Genomic DNA, 19,613 nt, shown 5'->3' on the forward strand with positions numbered 1-19,613 from the left:
ACGCTGGCGCAGATCGACGCGCGGTAGCGGCTGACGTTCAGGCAGTGCCGGGTCGATGCGCACATCCAGCCATTCGCCGGCACGCACCACCTGGGCAAACAGGCGTAGCTGGCCGCAGGTCCGGCCACGCTCACCTTCCAGGCGGGCGCGTGGCAGGCCCGATTCGGCCATGGCGCGCACGATCAGGTCATCGCCAATGGCCTCGATTTCATCGGCGATGGTTTCCAGAAAGGACGCACGCTGTTCGGGCCCGGTTTCGCGATAGGCATCGAAGGCCTGCCAAGCGAGTTCACAGGCACGCTCGACCTCGGCCGTGCCGCCGCCGGGATAGCCGGGCTCAAGGCGCTCGCCGGTGGCCGGGTTGATGCCATGGATGGGGCTGCCGGAAGCCACAACCGCCTGGCTGCCAATCAGTTGCTTGCCTTCGAGGTTCATGTTGCCTCCTGTAGTTAATAACCGAGTTAATAACCGAGTTAATTATCGAGCTAAGAACCAAGTTAATGACTGGGTTAATAACCGAGTTAATGTCCGAGTTGTTGAACGATTTAATGAACGAGGATCTGATTAACGAACAAGCGCTGGACGCTTGGGATCGAACTCCCAGCCGGGAATCAGAAACTGCATGGCCATGGCATCATTGCGTTGGGTCACATCTAATCCACGGTATTTCTCGTGGGCTTCCATCAACTTGGCATCGTCCAGCTCGACGCCCAGGCCAGGAGCATCGGGAACGCGCAGCTTGCCACCCTGAATCTTGAAGGGTTCCTTGGTGATACGCTGCCCGTCCTGCCAGATCCAGTGGGTATCAATGGCGGTGATCTGCCCCGGGCAGGCAGCAGCCACATGGGTCATCATCGCCAAGGAGATATCGAAGTGGTTGTTGCTGTGCGAGCCCCATGTCATGCCCCACTCGTTGCACAACTCACCGACTGCCACGGCCCCTTGCATGGTCCAGAAATGGCAATCCGCCAGCGGAATGTCCACGGCGTTGAGCTGTACCGCCAGCTTCAACTGCTGGTAGTCGGTAGCGATCATGTTGGTTGCCGTGGGCAGACCGGTGCGCTTCTTGAACTCGGCCATGGTCTCGCGACCGGAGTAGCCGCCCTCCTGACCGCAGGGGTCTTCGGCATAGCTGAGCAGATCCTTGATCGGCTCCAGTACGCGCACGGCTTCGTCCAGTTTCCAGGCGCCATTGGGGTCGAGAGTCAGACGTGCCTCGGGGAACGCCTCATGCAAGGCGCGAATGCAGTCCGCTTCTTCTTCCCCGCGCAACACGCCCCCTTTGAGCTTGAAGTCCTTGAAACCGTAGCGCTCATAGGCGGCCTTGGCCAGGTTGGCGACCGCTTCCGGGGTCAAGGCCTCGCGATAGCGCACTTCGTCCCAGGCATCCACCGGATTGGTGACTTTCGGATAAGGCAGGTCAGTCTTGTCCGGATCGCCGAGCAGGAACAGATAACCCAGCGCCTCGACCTCATCGCGTTGACGGCCATACTGTCCCAGCAGATCCGCCACCGGCATTCCCAGCGCCTGGCCGAACAGGTCGAACAGGGCGGATTCGATGGCAGTGATCACATGCACCGCCACGCGCAGGTCGAAGGTCTGGCGACCACGTTCTTCCGGGCCAATCTGTGACAGCGCCTGACGCACTCGGCTCAATACCTGCTTGACCTCATTGACCCGAGCGCCTTCCACCAGCGCACGGCACTGTTCCAAGCCCTTGAGAATGCCTGCACTAGAGGGAATCTCCCCGACGCCACGGTTGCCGGCATCATCTTCCAGTATTACGACACAGCGGATGAACCAGGGGGCATGCCCACCACTGAGATTGAGCAGGAAACCATCTTCACCAGCAACGGGCACGATCTTCATTTGCGTGATTTTCGGGAACATCGGTTGAGCCTCGGAAAAACAGAATCAGAAAAAACGGAAAGCACGATCACGTATGACACAGCCATCTATATCGAGCGCCGATGACAGACGCTTGCGATGGCGAGGCCTTTACGTCACCGGAGCAGGGTTGAACAGCACCAGGTCGTTGTAGAGCCCCAGCCGATCTGCCGCGACCTGCTTGCGACCGCTGGCCACATCAAGAATCAGGTGGAACAGCTCCCAGCCGATGTCTTCGATGGAAGCTTCTCCAGTGGCAATACGCCCGGCATCCAGATCAATGAGGTCATGCCAGCGTTGGCCAAGGGTCGAGTTGCTGGACACCTTGATCACAGGAGCCATGGACAGGTTGTAGGGCGTCCCTCGCCCGGTGGTGAACACCTGCAGGTTCATGCCTGCCGCCAATTGCAGGGTGCCGCAGACAAAGTCACTGGCTGGGGTCGCGGCAAAGGTCAGCCCCTTGCTGCGCAGGCGCTCTCCAGGACCGATGACGTCCGCTATCGGAGAATTGCCGGACTTGATGACTGAGCCCAGCGCTTTTTCCACCACATTGCTCAATCCCCCCTTCTTGTTGCCTGGGGATGGATTGGCACTGCGATCAGCCTGCCCCAGGGACAGATAGTCGTCGTACCAGGCCATCTGGTCGAGCAATGCCTGCCCCACTTCCGGGGTCACGGCTCGTGGCGTCAGCAAGTGGATGGCATCCCGAACCTCCGTGACTTCGGAGAACATCACGCTGCCGCCTGCCCGCACGATGAGATCTGCCGCAAAACCGACAGCAGGGTTGGCCGTCACGCCAGAAAAGGCATCACTGCCGCCACACTGAGTCCCCACCACCAGATCGGAAACCGGGCAAGTCTCGCGGCGGCGACGGTTGAGGCGCTCCAGGTGGCGTTCGGCCATGGCCAGGATGCCGTCGATCATGTCGCCAAAGCCCTGGAAGGATTCATTCTGAAGGCTCAGCACATTGGCATCGGGATTCGCTGCCTCGGTGTTCTCGTAGATCTTGACCGGGCGATCGTCGATCAGTGTCGAAGGCTGCAGCTTCTCGCAGCCCAGACCGATGACCATCACTTCGTTGCCGAAATTGGGATTCAAGGCAATGTTCTTCAGGGTCCGAATCGGCACTATCGCCGCCGGAGCATTGATTGCCACCCCACAGCCATAGGCATGATTGAGCCCCACGACATCATCCACATTGGGGAAACGCGGCAGCAGTTCGCGCTTGATGCGCTGGACGACATGTTCCACGGTGCCCGCCACGCATTGCACGCTGGTGGAAATACCCAGCACGTTCTTGGTGCCGACACTGCCATCCGGGTTGCGAAAGCCTTCAAAGGTGTAACCTTCGAGCGGCTCTACGGGCGCTGCCTTGCGCGTCGCCAGCGGCAAGCTGTCGAGGGGCGGTGGTGTCGGCAAGCGCACATTGGTTTCATTGACGTGGCCACCCTTGGGAATGGCACAGGTGGCGGTGCCGATGACTTCGCCATAGCGAACCACTGTATCGCCCTCGGCCAGCTCGGTAAGTGCCACCTTGTGGCCTTGGGGAATGGCCGCAACCAGCACCACATCATCGGTAATGCGCGTGCCTTCGCTCAGGCCACCCGCCTCCACGACGATGGCCACGTTGTCATCAGGATGAACCTTGATGACATGCGTCTTGGGAGTCTGATTAAACTTCACTGAGCTGCCTCCAGGCGATGTTGTGCCCGCTTCTTGTATTCCATCACGATGGCAAAGATCACCGATGCGGCAATCAATCCCCACAGCACCATGGCAATGGGGCTCTTGGTAAAGAAGATGGAATAGGTGCCAAAGGATTCCAGGCTCTTGACGAAGTAGACCTCCGCCGAGCCGCCCAGGATGAAGCCGATGATCAAGGGGGCGACTTCAAGGCCGATCTTCTGCACCAGATATCCGACCACACCAAAGATCAACAGGGTCCAGACATCGAACATGATGCCGTAGTTGATGGCGTAGGCACCGACCACGCACATCATCACGATGATGGGATAGAGAATGTACTTGGGTACCAGTACCACCTTGGCAATGTGCTTGATGGCAAAGAACATCAAGAAGAACATCACGAAGTTGGCAAACACCAGCGCCACCATCATGACATACCAGGTCGCGGAGTTTTCCGGAATGAACAGCGGACCGACCTGAATCCCCTGTAGCGTGAAGGCTCCGATCAGTACTGCGGTGGTGGAGTCACCGGGAATCCCCAGGGAAAGCAGCGGAATCAGTGCCCCGCCGGTCAGTGCATTGTTGGCTGACTCGGAAGCAATCAGACCTTGCGGCGCTCCCTTGCCCATCTGGCTGGAGTCCTTGGCCAGGTTCTTTTCCTGGGTATAGGCCAGTACCGAGGCGGCACTGCCACCAACACCGGGCAACATGCCAACAAAGGTGCCGATGAAGGATGAACGCACCAGGTTTGTCAGCCGCCCCTTGAACATGCCCAGAGAAAAATGGCCTTCCTTGCCAACCTTCAGAGATTGGCCGGAAAGCCCACCTTTCACACCCTTTTCCGCCTCCAGCAGAATGGTGGAAATACCGAAGATCCCGATCAGAACCGGCAACAGGGCAAAGCCATCGACCAGATAGGGTTCGAGGAAATCGAACATCAGGCGCGTCTTGCCGTTGCCTCCGTCAGACAGGCTGTAGGTACCGATCAGGCTCAGCCAGATGCCGATCACTCCGCTGAATACCCCGACCAACATGTTGCTCGACAGTGAAGCAATGACCGTCAGCGCCAGCAGGATGATCAGGAACTTTTCCACGTAGGAGAACTTGATCGAGAAGTCCGCCAGCATGGGAGCAAACAGAAACAGTACCGCAGCACTGATCAGGCCACCCACCAGCGAGGCCACGATGCAGACTTTCAGCGCTCTCTCACCTTCGCCTTTCTGGGCCATGGGATAGCCATCGAAGGTCGTGGTGATCGAGGAAGGCGTCCCGGGGATATTGAGCAGAACGGCAGGCACCATGCCTCCGGAAATCCCGCCGACATAGAGCCCCAGCAACAACGCCAGGCCATGCTCCAGCCCCAAGGCATAGGTCAACGGCAAGCAGACAGCCACGGCCATGGTTGCGGTCATTCCAGGAATGGCACCGAAGATGATCCCGACCAGGGTCCCCAGGGCTGCCAGCAGGAAGAAGGAAAAATCGAGTGAAGCCAGAATATCCATGATGATAGCCGCCTCCGTCAGGGCAAGGTGATGTAGAACAGCTTGCCCAGAATGAACCAGGCCAGAGTGGGCGCGACGATGGCATTGACCAGAGCGGTGATAACCTTGCGCCTGGATTTTCTGCCCATGAACATCAACGACATGAGGAATACAAAGACAATCGAAGTGAACAGAAAGCCAAGCCCGGTGTACGGAAACAGCTCACCGACCACTCCCATCAGATAGAAATATGCCGCTATCAGAACCAGCGTTCCGATGAACAGGCCGACATGCATTGGCTCCCCGATGATGGGAAGCGTTCGCTCTCCACGCCTGACAGCGGCAAGGAAAGGCAGGACTTTCAGCACCAGGATGAAGGCAAACAGAATCGCCAGAATCCAGTGAATGATGTGCGGAAAAAACAAGTGCGAGGTCCCGAAATCAATCGAGACGTTGAACAGGGAAGACTGTGCGGATTCCATAGTGACTCCGGGAGGGCATCGACAGGGAAAAGCGCCGACCTAGGCCGCGCCTTTCCCGTACCAGAGAAGAGCCCCCGCTTACTTTTTGAGGCTGTCGATGATGTCTTCGTAGCGAGACGCCTTTTCCTTGAGATGGGCCAGGGCCTCATCTGAAGGCATGAAGTCCGGGATGAAGAAGGACTTCTTCTGCTCTTCCTGGATTTCCCCTTCGGCATAGATCTCTTCCAGCGTGGCGTCGATCTGCTCGACAATCGCCGGGTCCATGTCCTTGTTGTAGAGGAAGAAGAACTCCTTATCGAAGGTGAAGTCTTCATCGCCCATGGTCACGCTGACATTGGGTTCCACATACTGCAGCAGAGTCTCGCGGTCGGTTTCGCCGAGGCCGCTTTCCGGTGCCTGCTGGATAGTGTCGTTCCGGGCCGTCAGCCAGACGAAGCGCATGGCCTTCTGGTCGTCTTCCGGCAAGCGCGTGTACTGCTCGTTGGCCTGCACAGAACCATTGATCAGATCGGCCTGGTCATCGAACAGCAGCTGGTTCTTGTCCGCCTGAGAGCCGGTATTGACCGCCACCAGGTTGTCTTCCTTCCCAGGGTGCTCAATGCGAATGGCATTCTTGAGCGCGGTATAGCCGATTTCCGAGACACCGCCCGGTTGAATCGCGACACGAACTGTCGTGCCATTGCCCACCGCCTCGATAATGTCATCCAGCGTCTGGTAGGGAGAGTCCTTGGGAACCAGATAGGCATTGCCAGGATTGATGGCAATGGTCGGACCGATGATGTAGTTCTCGAAGGGGTCCTCATAGCCTTCCACGCCATAAAGGTTTCCGAGGTAGGACTGATCATGGAAGATCATCAGGGTATTGCCACGTGGATCACGATCCAGCGCACGATAGGCAGCACTCACCCCTACCGCATCGACCTTCATGCGAACCCCCAGCTTCTCGGCCAGCTTGTCCACCACGATGGAGGAGTTCTGGTAGGTATCGCCACCGGTGGAGCTGGAGCCGATCACGACACGTACATTACCGCGCAGAGGCCCATCTGCCGCCATGGCAACACCAGCCCCCAGGGCCAGTGTTGCAGCAAGCGCAGATGCGATCATGCCAAATGCAAAGGAATTCTTGGGCGTGCTCATCTTTCACCTCTCAGACCATCATTGTTATTGGTGTCGTTAATGATATGGGCCGTTACGCAGCACAGGTGCTCAGAAGCTCTTGGCACGCTCGATCAGCTGTGCAAGTCGAGCACTTTCTTCGGCATCAGGCATCTCCAGTGGAGCACGTACGCCACCGGAAGGACGGCCAATCAGCTTGGTGCCTTCCTTGATCAGACTCACGGCATAACCGGACTTGCTGTCGCGCAGATCGACAAAGGGCAGGAAGAACTCACGGGAAATCTTGCGCACCGTGTCGGCGTCTCCTGCACGTAGCGCCTTGTAGAACGTGACTGCCATATCGGGCACGAAGTTGAAGACGGCGGATGAGTAGGTATTCACGCCAACCGCGAGATAGGCTTCGGCCATGATCTCTGCCGTGGGTACTCCCCCGACATAGCTGAGCCGCTCACCAACGGACTTGATGATCCGGTTCAGGGCCTGCATGTCACCCTTGCCATCCTTGAGACCGATCAGGTTCGGGCAGGCATCGGCCAGGCGCTGCACGGAGCGTGCATTCATCACGCCATTGCCACGGTTGTAATAGATCACGCTGATGGAAGTGGAATCACAGATCTGACGGGCATACTCGACCAGACCATCCTGAGGACACTCGGTCAGATAAGGCGGCATCAGCAGGATGCCATCGGCGCCCTCTTCCTCGGCAATTCGGGCGAAGGTGGAACCGGTAGCGACGCTAAGGCCGGCACTGGCAATCACTGGAATCTTGCCAGCAACAGTCTTTACGGCCAGACGCACCACTTCACGGTAGTCATCGACAGACAGGCTGAAGAATTCCCCGGTACCCCCCGCAACGAACACGGCAGAAATGTCGTGGCTGATGAACCACTCCAGACGCTTGTGATAGCTGTCAGCGTCAAAGCGCCCTTGATCATCGAAATCTGTCACTGGAAATGACAGCAACCCATCGCCAATGGCCTTTTTGACTTGTTCGCGTGTGAAACTCACCTGATAGTCCTCATCTCACCTGATCTAGTGGGGACATGAAGCCGGGAGGAGACACGCGCATGAATGGTGGCGCGTCTCTTGGTAGCTCCAATGTCATACATCATACAAATGATAAACTAGACATCCTGAAACTGACTGACAAGAGACGATATGGTAGATTTAGACCAAAGTTTAACCACCACCCTGCCTTCCCGATCACTACTGACAGCATCTGGAATCGATCTCGTCAGGTCGTGAACAAAGAGGTCAGCCTTACCTCCAGGACAGCGGAATGTCGCTCCTCGATATCTTTCTCGCCACCCTCAATATCACCCTGCCGGTCTTTGCCATGGTCTTCATCGGTATCGGTCTCAAGCGTTTGAAGTGGATCGACCAGACCTTCGTCAACACCGCATCCAGACTGGTATTTCGTGGCACCCTGCCAACACTGATCTTCCTCAGCCTGCTGGATGCCGATCTCGATACGACGTTCAATCCCTGGCTATTGGGCTTCTTTGCCCTGGCCACACTGGCCAGCTTTCTGGCGTGTTGGGGCTGGGCCATTCTGCGAGTACAACGACCACTACGCGGCATCTATATCCAGGGGGCTTTTCGGGGCAATGCCGGCATTGTCGGCCTGGCACTGGCAGCGGGAATGTACGGTAACGAAGGCCTTTCGACAGGAGGCCTGCTGCTGGGGGTGGTGATACTGAGCTATAACGTGCTGTCGGTGATCGCCCTGGCCACTTACCAGGAACGCCAGGATGGCACTGGGGTGGACTGGGCCAGCATCTTTCGCCATATCCTGCATAATCCGTTGATTCTGTCTGTGCTGGCGGCCATCCCGCTGGCCATCCTTGATATCGACCTGCCCAAGTGGCTGCAAACCAGTGGCCATTACTTCGCCTCACTGACCCTGCCACTGGCCTTGATCTGCATCGGCGCCACTCTTTCCACTCGTGCCCTGCGCCAGGGGTATCGCACCACGTTCAGTGCCAGTATCGCCAAGATGGTGGTCATTCCGGCGGTCGCTACCTGGCTGGCCTGGGCGTGCGGTTTCGAAGGACGGGAGCTGGGCGTACTGTTCCTGTTCTTCGCCAGTCCCACCGCGGCCGCGGCCTTTGTCATGGCCAAGGCCATGGGGGGCGGCGAAACGCTCACTGCCAATATCATCGCCCTGACGACACTCATGGCCAGCATCACGGTAACGGCTGGGGTGTTTGTACTGCGGGTCAGTGGACTGATCTAGGCTGAGCTCCTGTCTTGGCGAGTCTCTGTCTCAGCCCCTGGATTCCGTTCCCACCACCACCTCGAACTGTTCCAGGCCGCCTCCTTCACGGGTGGCTTCCTTGGGCAGGGGGTTGGCATGGGCAAGCTTGAAATCTTCACTGCCGACCCAGGCACGAAAGGCCTCCTGGCTTTCCCATTCGGTTTCGACGACATAAGGGGCCTGGTTGCCCATTGGGCGCAATACGCGCATGGCAACAAAACCAGGCTGCTTGTCGATCTGGCCGACCCGGGCACGGAAGCGTGTTTCGAATTCTTCTTCGAAGCCAGAATTCACATAGATCCGGTTATTGACGATATAGCCCATCGGGTTCTCCTGTTCGCTGTGATTCATTTCAGCTGCGACGGCTCATTTCAACTGCGACGGTGACATCAGGCCAACAAGGCGCGAGCAACCGGCAGCACGTACATCGGCGTGTAACTCCGCAATGGCGGCCGTGGAAAAGCCGATGCCGGCATCACTGCGCCCTTCGATCAGCATACCGGTGAGTGCTGCGACCAGCGGCATATGGCTGACCAGCAGCAACGGACAATCGTCATCCTCGCCCAGCAGCCAATCGATGACGAGCTGGGGAGAATCATCCGGGGTGATCAGTTCAAGAGTGTCGATATCAGGTTCGCTCCCTGACCTGTCGGCCAGGGCATCCGCTACCAGGGCCGCGGTCTGCTGGGCACGCACGTATGGGCTGGCAACAAGGCGCAGACGTGCAATATCCAGGTCCTTGCGCTTGGCCAGCCAACGCCCCATGCGGCGGGCCTCTTTCTCACCTTTCCTGGACAGGCGTCGATCAGGATCAGGAAAACCAGGCTCCGCCTGACCATGGCGCATGATCAACAAGGGTTCAGCCATCGCTTCGCTCCCCGGGGTTTTCTGCCTGTCGCTGATCCTGCTGCACATGCTCGCGAGGCAGCACGAATTCCACATCACTGCTCTGCTCGCCACGCATCAGCAACTTTGCCATCTCTCGGGCTGGCACGCCCTCGAACAACACCTGAAAAAGCCCCTCGGCCAGCGGCATGTAGACATTGTCCTCGCGCGCCTTATCGCGCACCAGGCGAACCGTGTTGACGCCTTCCGCTACCTGCCCCAGGGATTCCACTGCCTCCTCCAGTGTCTTGCCCTGGCCCAGGGCGTAGCCGACCCGATAGTTGCGCGACAGTTGGGAAGAGCATGTCACGATCAGATCCCCTACCCCTGCCAGGCCAAGGAACGTCATGGGATTGGCGCCACGGGCCACGGCAAAACGGCTCATCTCGGCCAATGCCCGGGTCATCAACATGCTTCGTGTGTTTTCTCCCATGCCCAGAGCGGCTGCCATACCTGCTGCAATGGCATAGATATTCTTCAGTGCGCCACCCAGCTCGACACCATAGCGATCGTTGCTGGCATACACGCGAAAGTAATCACACCCCAAGGCAGCCTGGATGCGTGAACGCGTCGTGGCATCCTGGCTGGCGATTACCGTGGCGGTGAGCTGCTTGTCGGCCACTTCCGATGCCAGGTTGGGGCCAGACAACACACCGACATGGGAAAAGCCGGTTTCGTCCTCGAGAATCTGGCTCATCAGCTTGAAGCCATCTTCCTGAATTCCCTTGGTCGTACTGACCAGAGTCTGCTCCGGCTTGAGCCAGGGGCGCGCCTGTCGTACGACGTCAGCAAAAGCCTTCGATGGAATGGCCACCAGAACGACATCGGCGCCATCCAGTACCTTGCTCATGTCAGTCGAAGCCACCACCGCGGAATTGATGACGTAATCTGGCAGATAGCGCGGGTTGCGATGATCACGGTTGATGCTTTCCACCAGGGAGGCATCCCGCAACCATTGGTGCACTTCGCAACCATTGTCCGCGGCGATGCTGGCCAGCGCCGTGCCGAAGCTACCACCGCCCAGAACCGCTACCGTCATGCGCTCATCAGTCATACTGTCTCCAACCCAAGAATGTCCTGTACGGATTGTAACGAAAAACGCCCCTCGCAAGGGGCGTTTCCATCAGGACATGCTGCAATTGATGACGCGGGTATTCGTCGATCGACAGCAACTAGTCGATCAAGGACAGCAGAGAGTCGATACTCTCCCGCGCATCACCATAGAACATGCGGGTATTCTCCTTGTAGAACAGCGGGTTCTCGATACCGGAGTATCCCGTTCCCTGACCGCGCTTGCTCACGAACACCTGCTTGGCTTCCCACACTTTCAGGACCGGCATTCCCGCAATGGGACTGTTGGGGTCTTCCTGAGCGGCGGGGTTGACGATGTCGTTGGAGCCAATGACGATGACCACGTCCGTGGAGGCAAAGTCGTCGTTGATTTCATCCATTTCCAGCACGATGTCATACGGCACCCTGGCTTCGGCCAGCAGCACGTTCATGTGGCCAGGCAAGCGCCCCGCTACCGGGTGAATACCGAAACGCACTTCCTTGCCTGCCGCACGCAACTTGCGTACCAGGTCGCTGACAGCGTTCTGCGCCTGGGCCACGGCCATGCCGTATCCTGGAACGATGATGACACTGTCAGCATCATTCAGCGCAGCGGACACGCCTCCGGAGTCGATGGCAATCTGCTCGCCTTCGATCTCGGCTGCCGGGCCCTTGCTGCCACCAAAGCCACCCAGGATGACGTTGATGAACTTGCGGTTCATCGCCTTGCACATGATGTACGACAGAATTGCACCGGAAGAACCCACCAGGGCCCCGGTCACGATCAGCAGATCGTTGGACAGGGTAAAACCGATAGCCGCTGCTGCCCAACCGGAGTAACTGTTGAGCATCGACACCACCACCGGCATGTCAGCACCACCGATACCCTGAATCAGGTGCCAGCCGATGAAGAATGCCAGAACAGCAATCAGCAGCAGCGTCCAGAAGCCAGCGCCATTGAAGTAGGCAATGGCCAGCAGCACGGACAGTACCGCCGCACCGGCATTCAACCAATGACCACCCGGAAACTGCCTGGGCTTGCCATCGATCTTGCCTGCCAACTTGCCGAAAGCGATCACCGAACCAGTGAATGTCACCGCACCGATGAATACGCCCAGCACAACTTCGACCTGCAGGAAGGCCAGTTCTGCGGCTGTCTTGTGCGCCAATGTCCCGGCAAAGGCCGACAGGGAATCAAGCGATTCTCCGGCCGCGCGCATGGCCAGGACACGCTCGCGTTCAAGATCCGCGTTCCAGCCAACAAACACTGCCGCCAGGCCGACGAAGGAATGCAGGGCAGCAACCAATTGCGGCATCTCGGTCATTTCGACCTTTTTTGCCACCACCACACCGATGGCCGCACCGATGGCCATCATCGGCAGCATCAGCCAATAGCTGCCGATACCCGGCCCGAAGGCCGTAAAGAACACCGCCAGGCCCATGCCGACGATGCCATACCATACCGCTCGCTTGGCCTTTTCCTGGTTACTCAGTCCACCTAGCGAGAGGATGAACAGGACACTTGCCGCGATTGCCGCGGCAGTTACGAATTGATGTCCAAACATATCGTATCTCCGCGGTCAGGACTTCTGGAACATGGCCAGCATCCGGCGTGTCACCAGGAAGCCACCCACGATGTTGATGGATGCAATCAGCACCGCGATACCCGCCAGCAGCGTGACCAGCCAACTGCCCGATCCTACCTGGAGAACAGCACCGAGAACGATGATCCCGGAAATGGCATTGGTGACTGCCATTAGCGGTGTATGCAGTGAGTGACTGACGTTCCAGATCACCTGGAAGCCCACGAAGCATGACAGCGCGAAGACAATGAAATGTTGCATGAAAGAAGCCGGTGCCACCTGGCCCAGCAGTAGCATCAGCACACCACCAGCGGCAAGCATACCGACCTGGCGCTTGCTCTGAGCCACGAAGGAGGCATGTTCCGCGGCCTTCTTCTCTTCCGCGGTCAGCTCCTTTTCCTTGGGCTTGGGCTTCGCGGCTGCGATTGCCTGAACCTTGGGAGGCGGCGGCGGGAAAGTGATTTCGCCCTGGTAGGTAACCGTGGCACCACGAATGACGTCATCTTCCATGTCATGCACGATCTGACCGTCCTTTTCCGGCGTCAGATCGGTCAACATGTGGCGGATGTTGGTGGAATACAGCAGTGATGACTGGGTTGCCATGCGCGAAGGGAAGTCCGTGTAACCCACCACGACCACGCCATTGTCAGTGACAATGCGCTCGTTGGGCACGGTAGCATCGCAGTTACCGCCACGCTCAGCGGCCAGATCGACGACCACGGAGCCCGGCTTCATGGCCTTGACCATGTCATCCAGCCATAGCTTCGGCGCAGGACGGCCCGGAATCAGGGCGGTGGTAATGACAATGTCCACTTCCGAAGCCTGCTGACGGAACAGCTCCAGTTGCTTCTCGCGGAATTCAGGGCTGGAAGGCGCCGCATAGCCACCTGTCGCAGCGCCATCCTGGCTATCCTCGAAGTCCAGGAACAGGAACTCAGCGCCCATCGATTCGATCTGTTCCGCCACTTCCGGGCGCACATCGAAGGCACGTACCACAGCACCCAGGCTGGTCGCAGTGCCGATGGCCGCCAGACCGGCGACGCCGGCACCAATGACCAGCACCTTGGCTGGAGGCACCTTGCCCGCCGCTGTCACCTGTCCGGTGAAGAAGCGGCCAAACTGGTTGCCGGCTTCGATGACGGCACGATACCCGGAAATATTGGCCATGGAAGACAGGGCGTCCATCTTCTGGGCACGGGAGATCCGCGGCACCATGTCCATGGCAATGACATTGGCGCCCCTGTCCTTGCAACGCTCCAGCATCTCTTCATTCTGGCCTGGCCAGAAGAAGCTGATCAGGGTCTGGTCCTTGCGCAGCTGGTCAGCCTCTTGCTGACTCGGCTCACGCACCTTGACCACCACATCGGCCTGATCGAACAACGCCTGTGCGTTCGCCACCACGGTAACGCCCGCCTGTTCGTAAGTTTCATCAGAGAACCCAGCAAGCTCTCCGGCACCACTCTCAATCAGGCATTCATGGCCCAGTTTCTGAATCTGCCCAGCACTTTCGGGGGTCAACGCTACTCGCGCTTCCCCCTCGTACTTTTCCCTTAGTGCTCCAACTATCACTATGGATCTCCCATGTGGCCAACGTTATATGGACACGTGCGAACCTTCTCCGCCAATCATTGGCCGAGCAGTACGACAAGCTGCACGTTAATCTCACTTATTATGTTTCGCTTGCTATCTATTACTTTTTGTCGTTCCTATCAGTGTTACCTCTTGTGGATACCGACACAAGAGGTACATGTATTATTATTGTGCATAGCAACATAACCACAAATTACTGAATCCATTCAGAGAACCTTCTCTTCAGAATTCACATAAAAAAGGCCGACAATGATGTCAGCCTTCTTACAATGTTTATTATATCTCCCCGACTTGGTGTTATCTGATTTCGCTACACCTGTCATGAGAGACTTGGTTCAACCTGTTTAGTTGTATCAAGAGTTTCCCGATACCCGGCCTACCTCGAAGGTCTACCGAGTATCGTCTTGCCTGCCAACTCCGCTACTGATCAGCCAGAAAACGGGTTACGCAGCACAATGGTTTCGTTGCGATCGGGACCTGTGGAGATGATATCGATCGGTGTCCCTACCTGCTCCTCGAGGAAGCTGATATAAGCGCGGGCGCTGGCCGGCAGGTCCTCGACACGCTTGACACCCAGAGTGGACTCATTCCAACCCGGCAGGTCCTGGTAGACAGGCTCGACGGCCTCGTAACCTTCGGAATCCACAGGGTTGTCCAGCACTTCACCATCCTTGCTGCGATACCCCACACAGACACGGATGTTCTCCAAGCCATCGAGAACGTCCAGCTTGGTCAGACACAAGCCTGACACGGAGTTGATCTGCACCGCATGACGCAGAGCCACGGCATCGAACCAGCCGCAACGACGGGCACGTCCAGTGGTCGCACCGAACTCATGACCACGCTCAGCCAGGTGACGGCCATGCTCATCGAACAGCTCAGTGGGGAAAGGACCAGAACCGACACGCGTGGTGTAAGCCTTGGTGATACCCAGCACGTAATCCAGATACAGAGGACCGACACCAGAGCCTGTCGCGGTACCACCAGCCGTGGTGTTGGAGCTGGTCACATACGGGTAGGTACCGTGGTCAATATCCAGCAGAGAGCCCTGGGCTCCCTCGAACAGGATATTTTCGCCAGCCTTGCGCAGGTCGTGAACCAATCCCACGGTATCGGCGACCATGGGCCGCAACTCGTCAGCCATCTGCATGGCGCTGTCGAGAACGGACTGGAAGTCCACTGCCGGTTCGCCATGGTACTGAGTCAACACGAAGTTGTGATAATCCAGCACTTCCCCCAGCTTGGAGGCAAAACGTTCACGGTGAAGCATGTCGCCCAGACGCAGGCCGCGGCGCGCTACCTTGTCTTCATAGGCCGGGCCAATACCGCGACCGGTGGTACCGATCTTGGCGACACCACGAGCTTTCTCACGCGCCTGGTCGAGACGCACATGGTAATCCAGGATCAACGGACAGGCCGGCGACAGGCGCAGGCGCTCACGCACAGGCACGCCTTTGGCCTCCAGCTCGTGAATCTCCTTGAGCAGAGCTTCCGGGGAGAGCACGACACCATTACCGATCACACAGGTCTTGTCTTCGCGCAGGATGCCGGAAGGAATCAGATGCAGGACGGTCTTTTCGCCATCAATCACCAGGGTGTGACCCGCATTGTGACCGCCCTGGAAACGCACCACCGCAGAAGCAGACTCGGTCAGCAGGTCAACCACCTTGCCCTTGCCCTCATCGCCCCATTGGGTGCCCAGTACGACTACGTTCTTGCCCATTGCTTCTCATCTCTCCGTTTAGCGCCATGGCGCTGCGAAAATGTGCTGCGCCATGGCGCATCGGAAATGTCATGTGCGAAAGCGCACGAAATTAACGCTGCATGACCCGCACTGCAGGTCACGCCGTTCTTGATCAAGCAGACTCCGCCTTATCGAGGGGCGCCAATGTCCAGCCTTGCTTCGTATTGACCAGGCGCTCACAGCAGCCATGCTGCTCTGCTCCGGTACGCTGACCAGGCAGAGCGCGAACCACCCTGCGACCCTGCGCCCGCAAGGCCTGAATGGCCTCGCTCAAGCCCTCGGCGTCCTCGGCTGGCGCCCAGACAGCATCCTTGGCAGGTTCCTTCGGTGCCAGTGATGCCAGCACCTTGAGATCCATGGAGAACCCCGTAGCCGGACGGGCACGACCAAAAACCCGGCCGGTATCATCGTAGCGCCCCCCCTTGGCCAACGCCTGGCCATAGCCCGGCACATAGGCGGCAAACATCATGCCAGTGTGGTACTGATAGCCACGCAGTTCCGACAGATCGAAGTAGTAGGCAACCTCTGGGTGCTCGGCACTCACACCACGGTACAGGTCGCACAGCTTGTCGAGCGCATCGTTGACCGCTTGGGGCGCTTCGGCGAATACCTCACGAGCGCGTTCAAGCACTTCTGGCCCACCATGCAGATCCTCCAGTGCCCGGAACATGTCAGCCAGTGCTGGGTCACTGACATGACGCGTGACCTGCTCCTCCAGCTGGCCCGGCGACTTCAGCGCCAAGGCAGCGGAGAAAGCATCCTGGGCTTCCTGGCTCAGGTCCGCAGCCTGTACAAGATTACGATAGATACCCACATGCCCCAGAGCCAGGTGGATTTCGTGAGCACCGGCCACATCCAGACTCTCCAGGGCCAGGCGCAATATCTCGAGATCCGCAGCAAGGCTGGCATGTCCGAACAGCTCGACCCCGACCTGCACCGGGCTACGCCCCCCTTGATGCTGGTCAGCCTTGGCACGCAACACATTGGTGCAGTAGCACAGACGCACCGGCCCCTCGCGCTTGAGCGAGTGGGCGTCCATACGTGCTACCTGGGGAGTGACGTCAGCACTGACTCCCATCATGCGACCACTGAGTTGATCAGTGAGCTTGAAGGTCTGCAGATCAAGATCGGTGCCTATACCGGTAAGTAGAGAGTCGAGAAACTCTACCGGAGGCGGCATGACCTGGTCATAGCCCCATAGGTGATAAAGGTCGAGCAGCGCCCGGCGCAACTCCTCCATGCGACTGGCTTGAGGCGGCAGTACCTCGTCCATGCCGTCGGGCAAGAGCCAGCGGTCAGCGATGGTCATGTCTTATCCTGCTTGGACTGTGGGCCAAGCCTGCGCGCACGCGAAACCTCGCGCACTATCGGGGGCAGTATTTCCCCCAGCGTGCAGGCGATGAACGGAAGTGGCAGCACAAAAAAATCGCACAAAAAAACCGGGCCACGCCCGGTTGACAGATTCTATCAGCTTTATGGCTCGGGTACACCCCTGTACTGCACAGAGGTGTACCCATTACCTCAATTGGCGTCCGGACTCTTCAGATAACGGAAGAAGTCGCTGGACGGATCAAGCACCATCATGTTGCCATCGGAAGCTCCGAAGGTGTCACGATATGCATTGAGACTGCGCCAGAACGAGTAGAACTCGCGGTCCTGATCATATGCCTGGGCATAGATTGCCGCAGCCTCGGCATCGCCTTCACCACGCAAGGTCTCTGACCGTTCGTTGGCCTGAGCCAGCAATACCTGACGACGGCGATCCGCGTTGGCCTGGATGCGCTCGGCCTCTTCCTTCCCTTGAGCGCGCCACTCGCGAGCTTCGCGCTCACGTTCAGAGCGCATACGGTCATATACCGCCGAGGATACGTCCTCTGGCAGGTCGATGCGCTTGACGCGGATATCGAGGATTGCCACACCAAGCTCCTCACGCATCAATGCATCGAGATCCGCGGTAGGACCGGACATCAGTTCATCACGTTTTTCCGAGATGATCTGCTGCAGGCTGAGCTGACCGAACTCATTACGCAGACTCTCATCGACCCGCGGCTGAATCAGGCGTACTGCCATCAATTCATCGCCTGCCGTCGCCTCGTAGTAGCGTGTCGGATTGATCACCTGCCACTTGACGTAGGAGTCCACGATTACCGCTTTCTGCTCTCTGGTCAGATAGCGGCTGGCGTCGGTATCCAGCGTCAGCACACGAGTGTCGAACTTGCGGATGGTCTGGGTGATCGGCACCTTGGCATGCAGGCCCGGCTGGATATTTTCCTCGATGACCTCACCAAAGCGCAGCTTCACCGCACGCTGGGTCTCGTCGACCACGTACAGAGTGTTGCTGGCGAGCCAGGCCAGAGCTGCCAGGCCACCGACAATGATCAGAGACTTGTTATTGATCATTTAGCGACCCTCCCGCTGGATACCAGTACTACCGCCAGAGCTGCGAACACTGCTGCTGGATGTGCTGCTTTCGCCAGCTGCCCGTGATTCAGCTCGAATGCGCTCGAGCACCTTGGGATCCAGCTGATGGTCAGCGTCCGACGCTGCCGCACTGGAGCCACTGGAACGACTCAGCTTGTCCATGGGAAGAACCATCAACGGACTGTTCTGGCCTACATCCACCAGCACCTTGTTGGTCTGGCCAAGTACTTCACTGATCGCATCAAGATAGAGACGTTCGCGCATGATCTGCGGAGCATCACGATATTGCGCCAGCAAGGCAGAGAAACGGCTGGCCTGACCACGCGCCTCGGCGACCACAGACTCACGATACCCCTGGCCCTGCTCGACAACGCGTTGAGCCTGCCCCTGAGCAGCCGGAATGATGGCATTGGCGTAAGCCATGGCTTCGTTAATGGTGCGCTGACGATCCTCACGCGCACGGATGACGTCGTCGAAGGCATCCTGCACCGCATCAGGCGGCGAGGTCGACTCGACGTTCAAGGTCACCAGACTGATGCCCGTACCATAGCTGTCCATGTAGGACTGCAAGCGGTTGGATACAGCAGAGCCAAGAATCTCACGACCAGAGGTCAGGATATCGATCATGTCGGTGCCGCCGACGACATGGCGCAGGGCCGAGTCGAGAGCATTGGCCAGGGACAGTTCCGGGTCACGGACATTGAGGACATAGGCACGCGGATCGGCAACCTGATACTGAGCCGAGATTTCCACCGAGACGATGTTCTCATCCTGGGTCAGCATTGACTGCGTCTGGCTGACAGAACGCACACGGGTCACATTGACCATGCGTACATCATCAATCAGCGGCGGATTCCACTGCAGACCTGGCGAGACCACTTCCTGGAACTTGCCAAAGCGCAGAACCACGCCTCGTTCAGACTGGTCGACCAGATAAAAGCCACTGGCCGCCCATATTGCCAACGCAATGATGATCAGCAATCCCGGCAAGGTGAAGGGGTTACGCGAACGCCCTCCCCGGCCGCCACGACCACCCTTCCCGCCACGACTGCCACGGCCACCCAACATGTTGTTGAGCTTGTCCTGAAACTTCTTCAGCGCTTCATCGAGGTCTGGAGGTCCCCCTTGATTATCACCTCCGCCCTTGTTGCCGCCGCCACTACCGCCACGGCGCCCCCCGCCACTCCAGGGGTCATGCTGGTTGCCGTTGCCGCCACCAGGCTCATTCCAGGCCATACAATGTCTCCACTCTGGTGCTCCTCTCTGCAGAGGAGCATCGGTTGCGATCCTTGTCTTATATCCGAACCCACTCACGGCTCGCTACATTCTTGGCCATCCTGCGTTTCTATCGATCCTGGAAAACTCATCCAGAACACCTGATTTCTAGAATACCTGATTTTTAGAACCCTGATTTCTAGAGCACCAGTTGAG

General features: G+C 58.1%; 17 protein-coding genes. 1 reads left to right on the forward strand and 16 read right to left on the reverse strand.

What is annotated here, in order from left to right; all coding sequences use genetic code 11:
* The 7 genes from Q1K07_RS00005 to kdgD all read right to left on the reverse strand — a co-directional run.
* A partial coding sequence (locus tag Q1K07_RS00005; protein WP_300305876.1) for an aldehyde dehydrogenase family protein occupies positions 1–435 on the reverse strand: 435 nt, incomplete at its 3' end.
* A 129-nt stretch (positions 436–564) separates the two neighbouring features.
* Positions 565–1,890, reverse strand: a complete 1,326-nt coding sequence (locus tag Q1K07_RS00010) for an enolase C-terminal domain-like protein (protein WP_366945000.1) — start codon at positions 1,888–1,890, stop codon at positions 565–567.
* A gap of 108 nt (positions 1,891–1,998) precedes the next feature.
* A complete protein-coding gene (gene garD / locus Q1K07_RS00015) occupies positions 1,999–3,570 on the reverse strand; it encodes a galactarate dehydratase (RefSeq protein ID WP_300305882.1) in 1,572 nt (523 codons plus the stop codon).
* Positions 3,567–5,075 (reverse strand): tripartite tricarboxylate transporter permease, encoded by a 1,509-nt coding sequence (locus Q1K07_RS00020; RefSeq protein WP_300305885.1) that lies wholly within the window; start codon positions 5,073–5,075, stop codon positions 3,567–3,569. The genes garD and Q1K07_RS00020 overlap by 4 nt, the downstream gene beginning before the upstream one ends.
* A 17-nt stretch (positions 5,076–5,092) precedes the next feature.
* Positions 5,093–5,536 carry a tripartite tricarboxylate transporter TctB family protein gene (locus Q1K07_RS00025; protein ID WP_300305887.1) on the reverse strand — a complete coding sequence of 148 codons (444 nt, stop codon included), beginning with the start codon at positions 5,534–5,536 and terminating at the stop codon, positions 5,093–5,095.
* A 78-nt stretch (positions 5,537–5,614) separates the two neighbouring features.
* Positions 5,615–6,673, reverse strand: a complete 1,059-nt coding sequence (locus tag Q1K07_RS00030; RefSeq protein WP_300305890.1) for an ABC transporter substrate-binding protein — start codon at positions 6,671–6,673, stop codon at positions 5,615–5,617.
* A 69-nt stretch (positions 6,674–6,742) separates the two neighbouring features.
* On the reverse strand, positions 6,743–7,660 hold the full coding sequence (kdgD, locus tag Q1K07_RS00035; protein ID WP_300305893.1) for a 5-dehydro-4-deoxyglucarate dehydratase: 918 nt from the start codon (positions 7,658–7,660) through the stop codon (positions 6,743–6,745).
* 271 nt (positions 7,661–7,931) lie between these two features.
* On the opposite strand from kdgD, the gene Q1K07_RS00040 reads away from it, so the two are divergent.
* Entirely contained in the window at positions 7,932–8,888 is a 957-nt protein-coding gene (locus tag Q1K07_RS00040) for an AEC family transporter (protein ID WP_300305896.1), read from the forward strand.
* 30 nt (positions 8,889–8,918) lie between these two features.
* Here Q1K07_RS00040 and Q1K07_RS00045 read toward each other — a convergent pair whose 3' ends face one another.
* The 9 genes from Q1K07_RS00045 to hflK all read right to left on the reverse strand — a co-directional run bounded on the left by Q1K07_RS00045 (position 8,919) and on the right by hflK (position 19,418).
* Positions 8,919–9,260, reverse strand: a complete 342-nt coding sequence (locus Q1K07_RS00045; RefSeq protein ID WP_300305899.1) for an antibiotic biosynthesis monooxygenase — start codon at positions 9,258–9,260, stop codon at positions 8,919–8,921.
* Positions 9,261–9,275: 15 nt separating this feature from the next.
* Positions 9,276–9,776, reverse strand: coding sequence for a phosphohistidine phosphatase SixA (gene sixA, locus Q1K07_RS00050; RefSeq protein WP_300305902.1), 501 nt, complete (start codon positions 9,774–9,776; stop codon positions 9,276–9,278).
* On the reverse strand, positions 9,769–10,848 hold the full coding sequence (locus Q1K07_RS00055) for an NAD(P)H-dependent glycerol-3-phosphate dehydrogenase (RefSeq protein ID WP_300305905.1): 1,080 nt from the start codon (positions 10,846–10,848) through the stop codon (positions 9,769–9,771). The genes sixA and Q1K07_RS00055 overlap by 8 nt, the downstream gene beginning before the upstream one ends.
* A 118-nt stretch (positions 10,849–10,966) precedes the next feature.
* On the reverse strand, positions 10,967–12,409 hold the full coding sequence (locus Q1K07_RS00060; RefSeq protein ID WP_300305909.1) for an NAD(P)(+) transhydrogenase (Re/Si-specific) subunit beta: 1,443 nt from the start codon (positions 12,407–12,409) through the stop codon (positions 10,967–10,969).
* Positions 12,410–12,424: 15 nt separating this feature from the next.
* Positions 12,425–13,996 carry a Re/Si-specific NAD(P)(+) transhydrogenase subunit alpha gene (locus tag Q1K07_RS00065; protein WP_300305912.1) on the reverse strand — a complete coding sequence of 524 codons (1,572 nt, stop codon included), beginning with the start codon at positions 13,994–13,996 and terminating at the stop codon, positions 12,425–12,427.
* 448 nt (positions 13,997–14,444) lie between these two features.
* Entirely contained in the window at positions 14,445–15,740 is a 1,296-nt protein-coding gene (locus Q1K07_RS00070) for an adenylosuccinate synthase (RefSeq protein WP_300305915.1), read from the reverse strand.
* A 133-nt stretch (positions 15,741–15,873) separates the two neighbouring features.
* The gene (locus Q1K07_RS00075; protein ID WP_300305918.1) at positions 15,874–17,070 is read right to left on the reverse strand and encodes an ATP phosphoribosyltransferase regulatory subunit; all 1,197 of its coding nucleotides are present in this window, start codon (positions 17,068–17,070) and stop codon (positions 15,874–15,876) included.
* Between the two features lie 212 nt (positions 17,071–17,282).
* Positions 17,283–18,161: a protease modulator HflC gene (gene hflC / locus Q1K07_RS00080; protein ID WP_300305921.1), complete on the reverse strand. Its 879-nt coding sequence runs from the start codon at positions 18,159–18,161 to the stop codon at positions 17,283–17,285.
* Complete coding sequence (gene hflK, locus Q1K07_RS00085; RefSeq protein ID WP_300305924.1) at positions 18,162–19,418, reverse strand: FtsH protease activity modulator HflK; 1,257 nt, start codon at positions 19,416–19,418, stop codon at positions 18,162–18,164.
* Positions 19,419–19,613: the final 195 nt, after the last annotated feature.

Source organism: Halomonas sp. (assembly GCF_029263665.1).
Lineage (GTDB): Bacteria > Pseudomonadota > Gammaproteobacteria > Pseudomonadales > Halomonadaceae > Halomonas.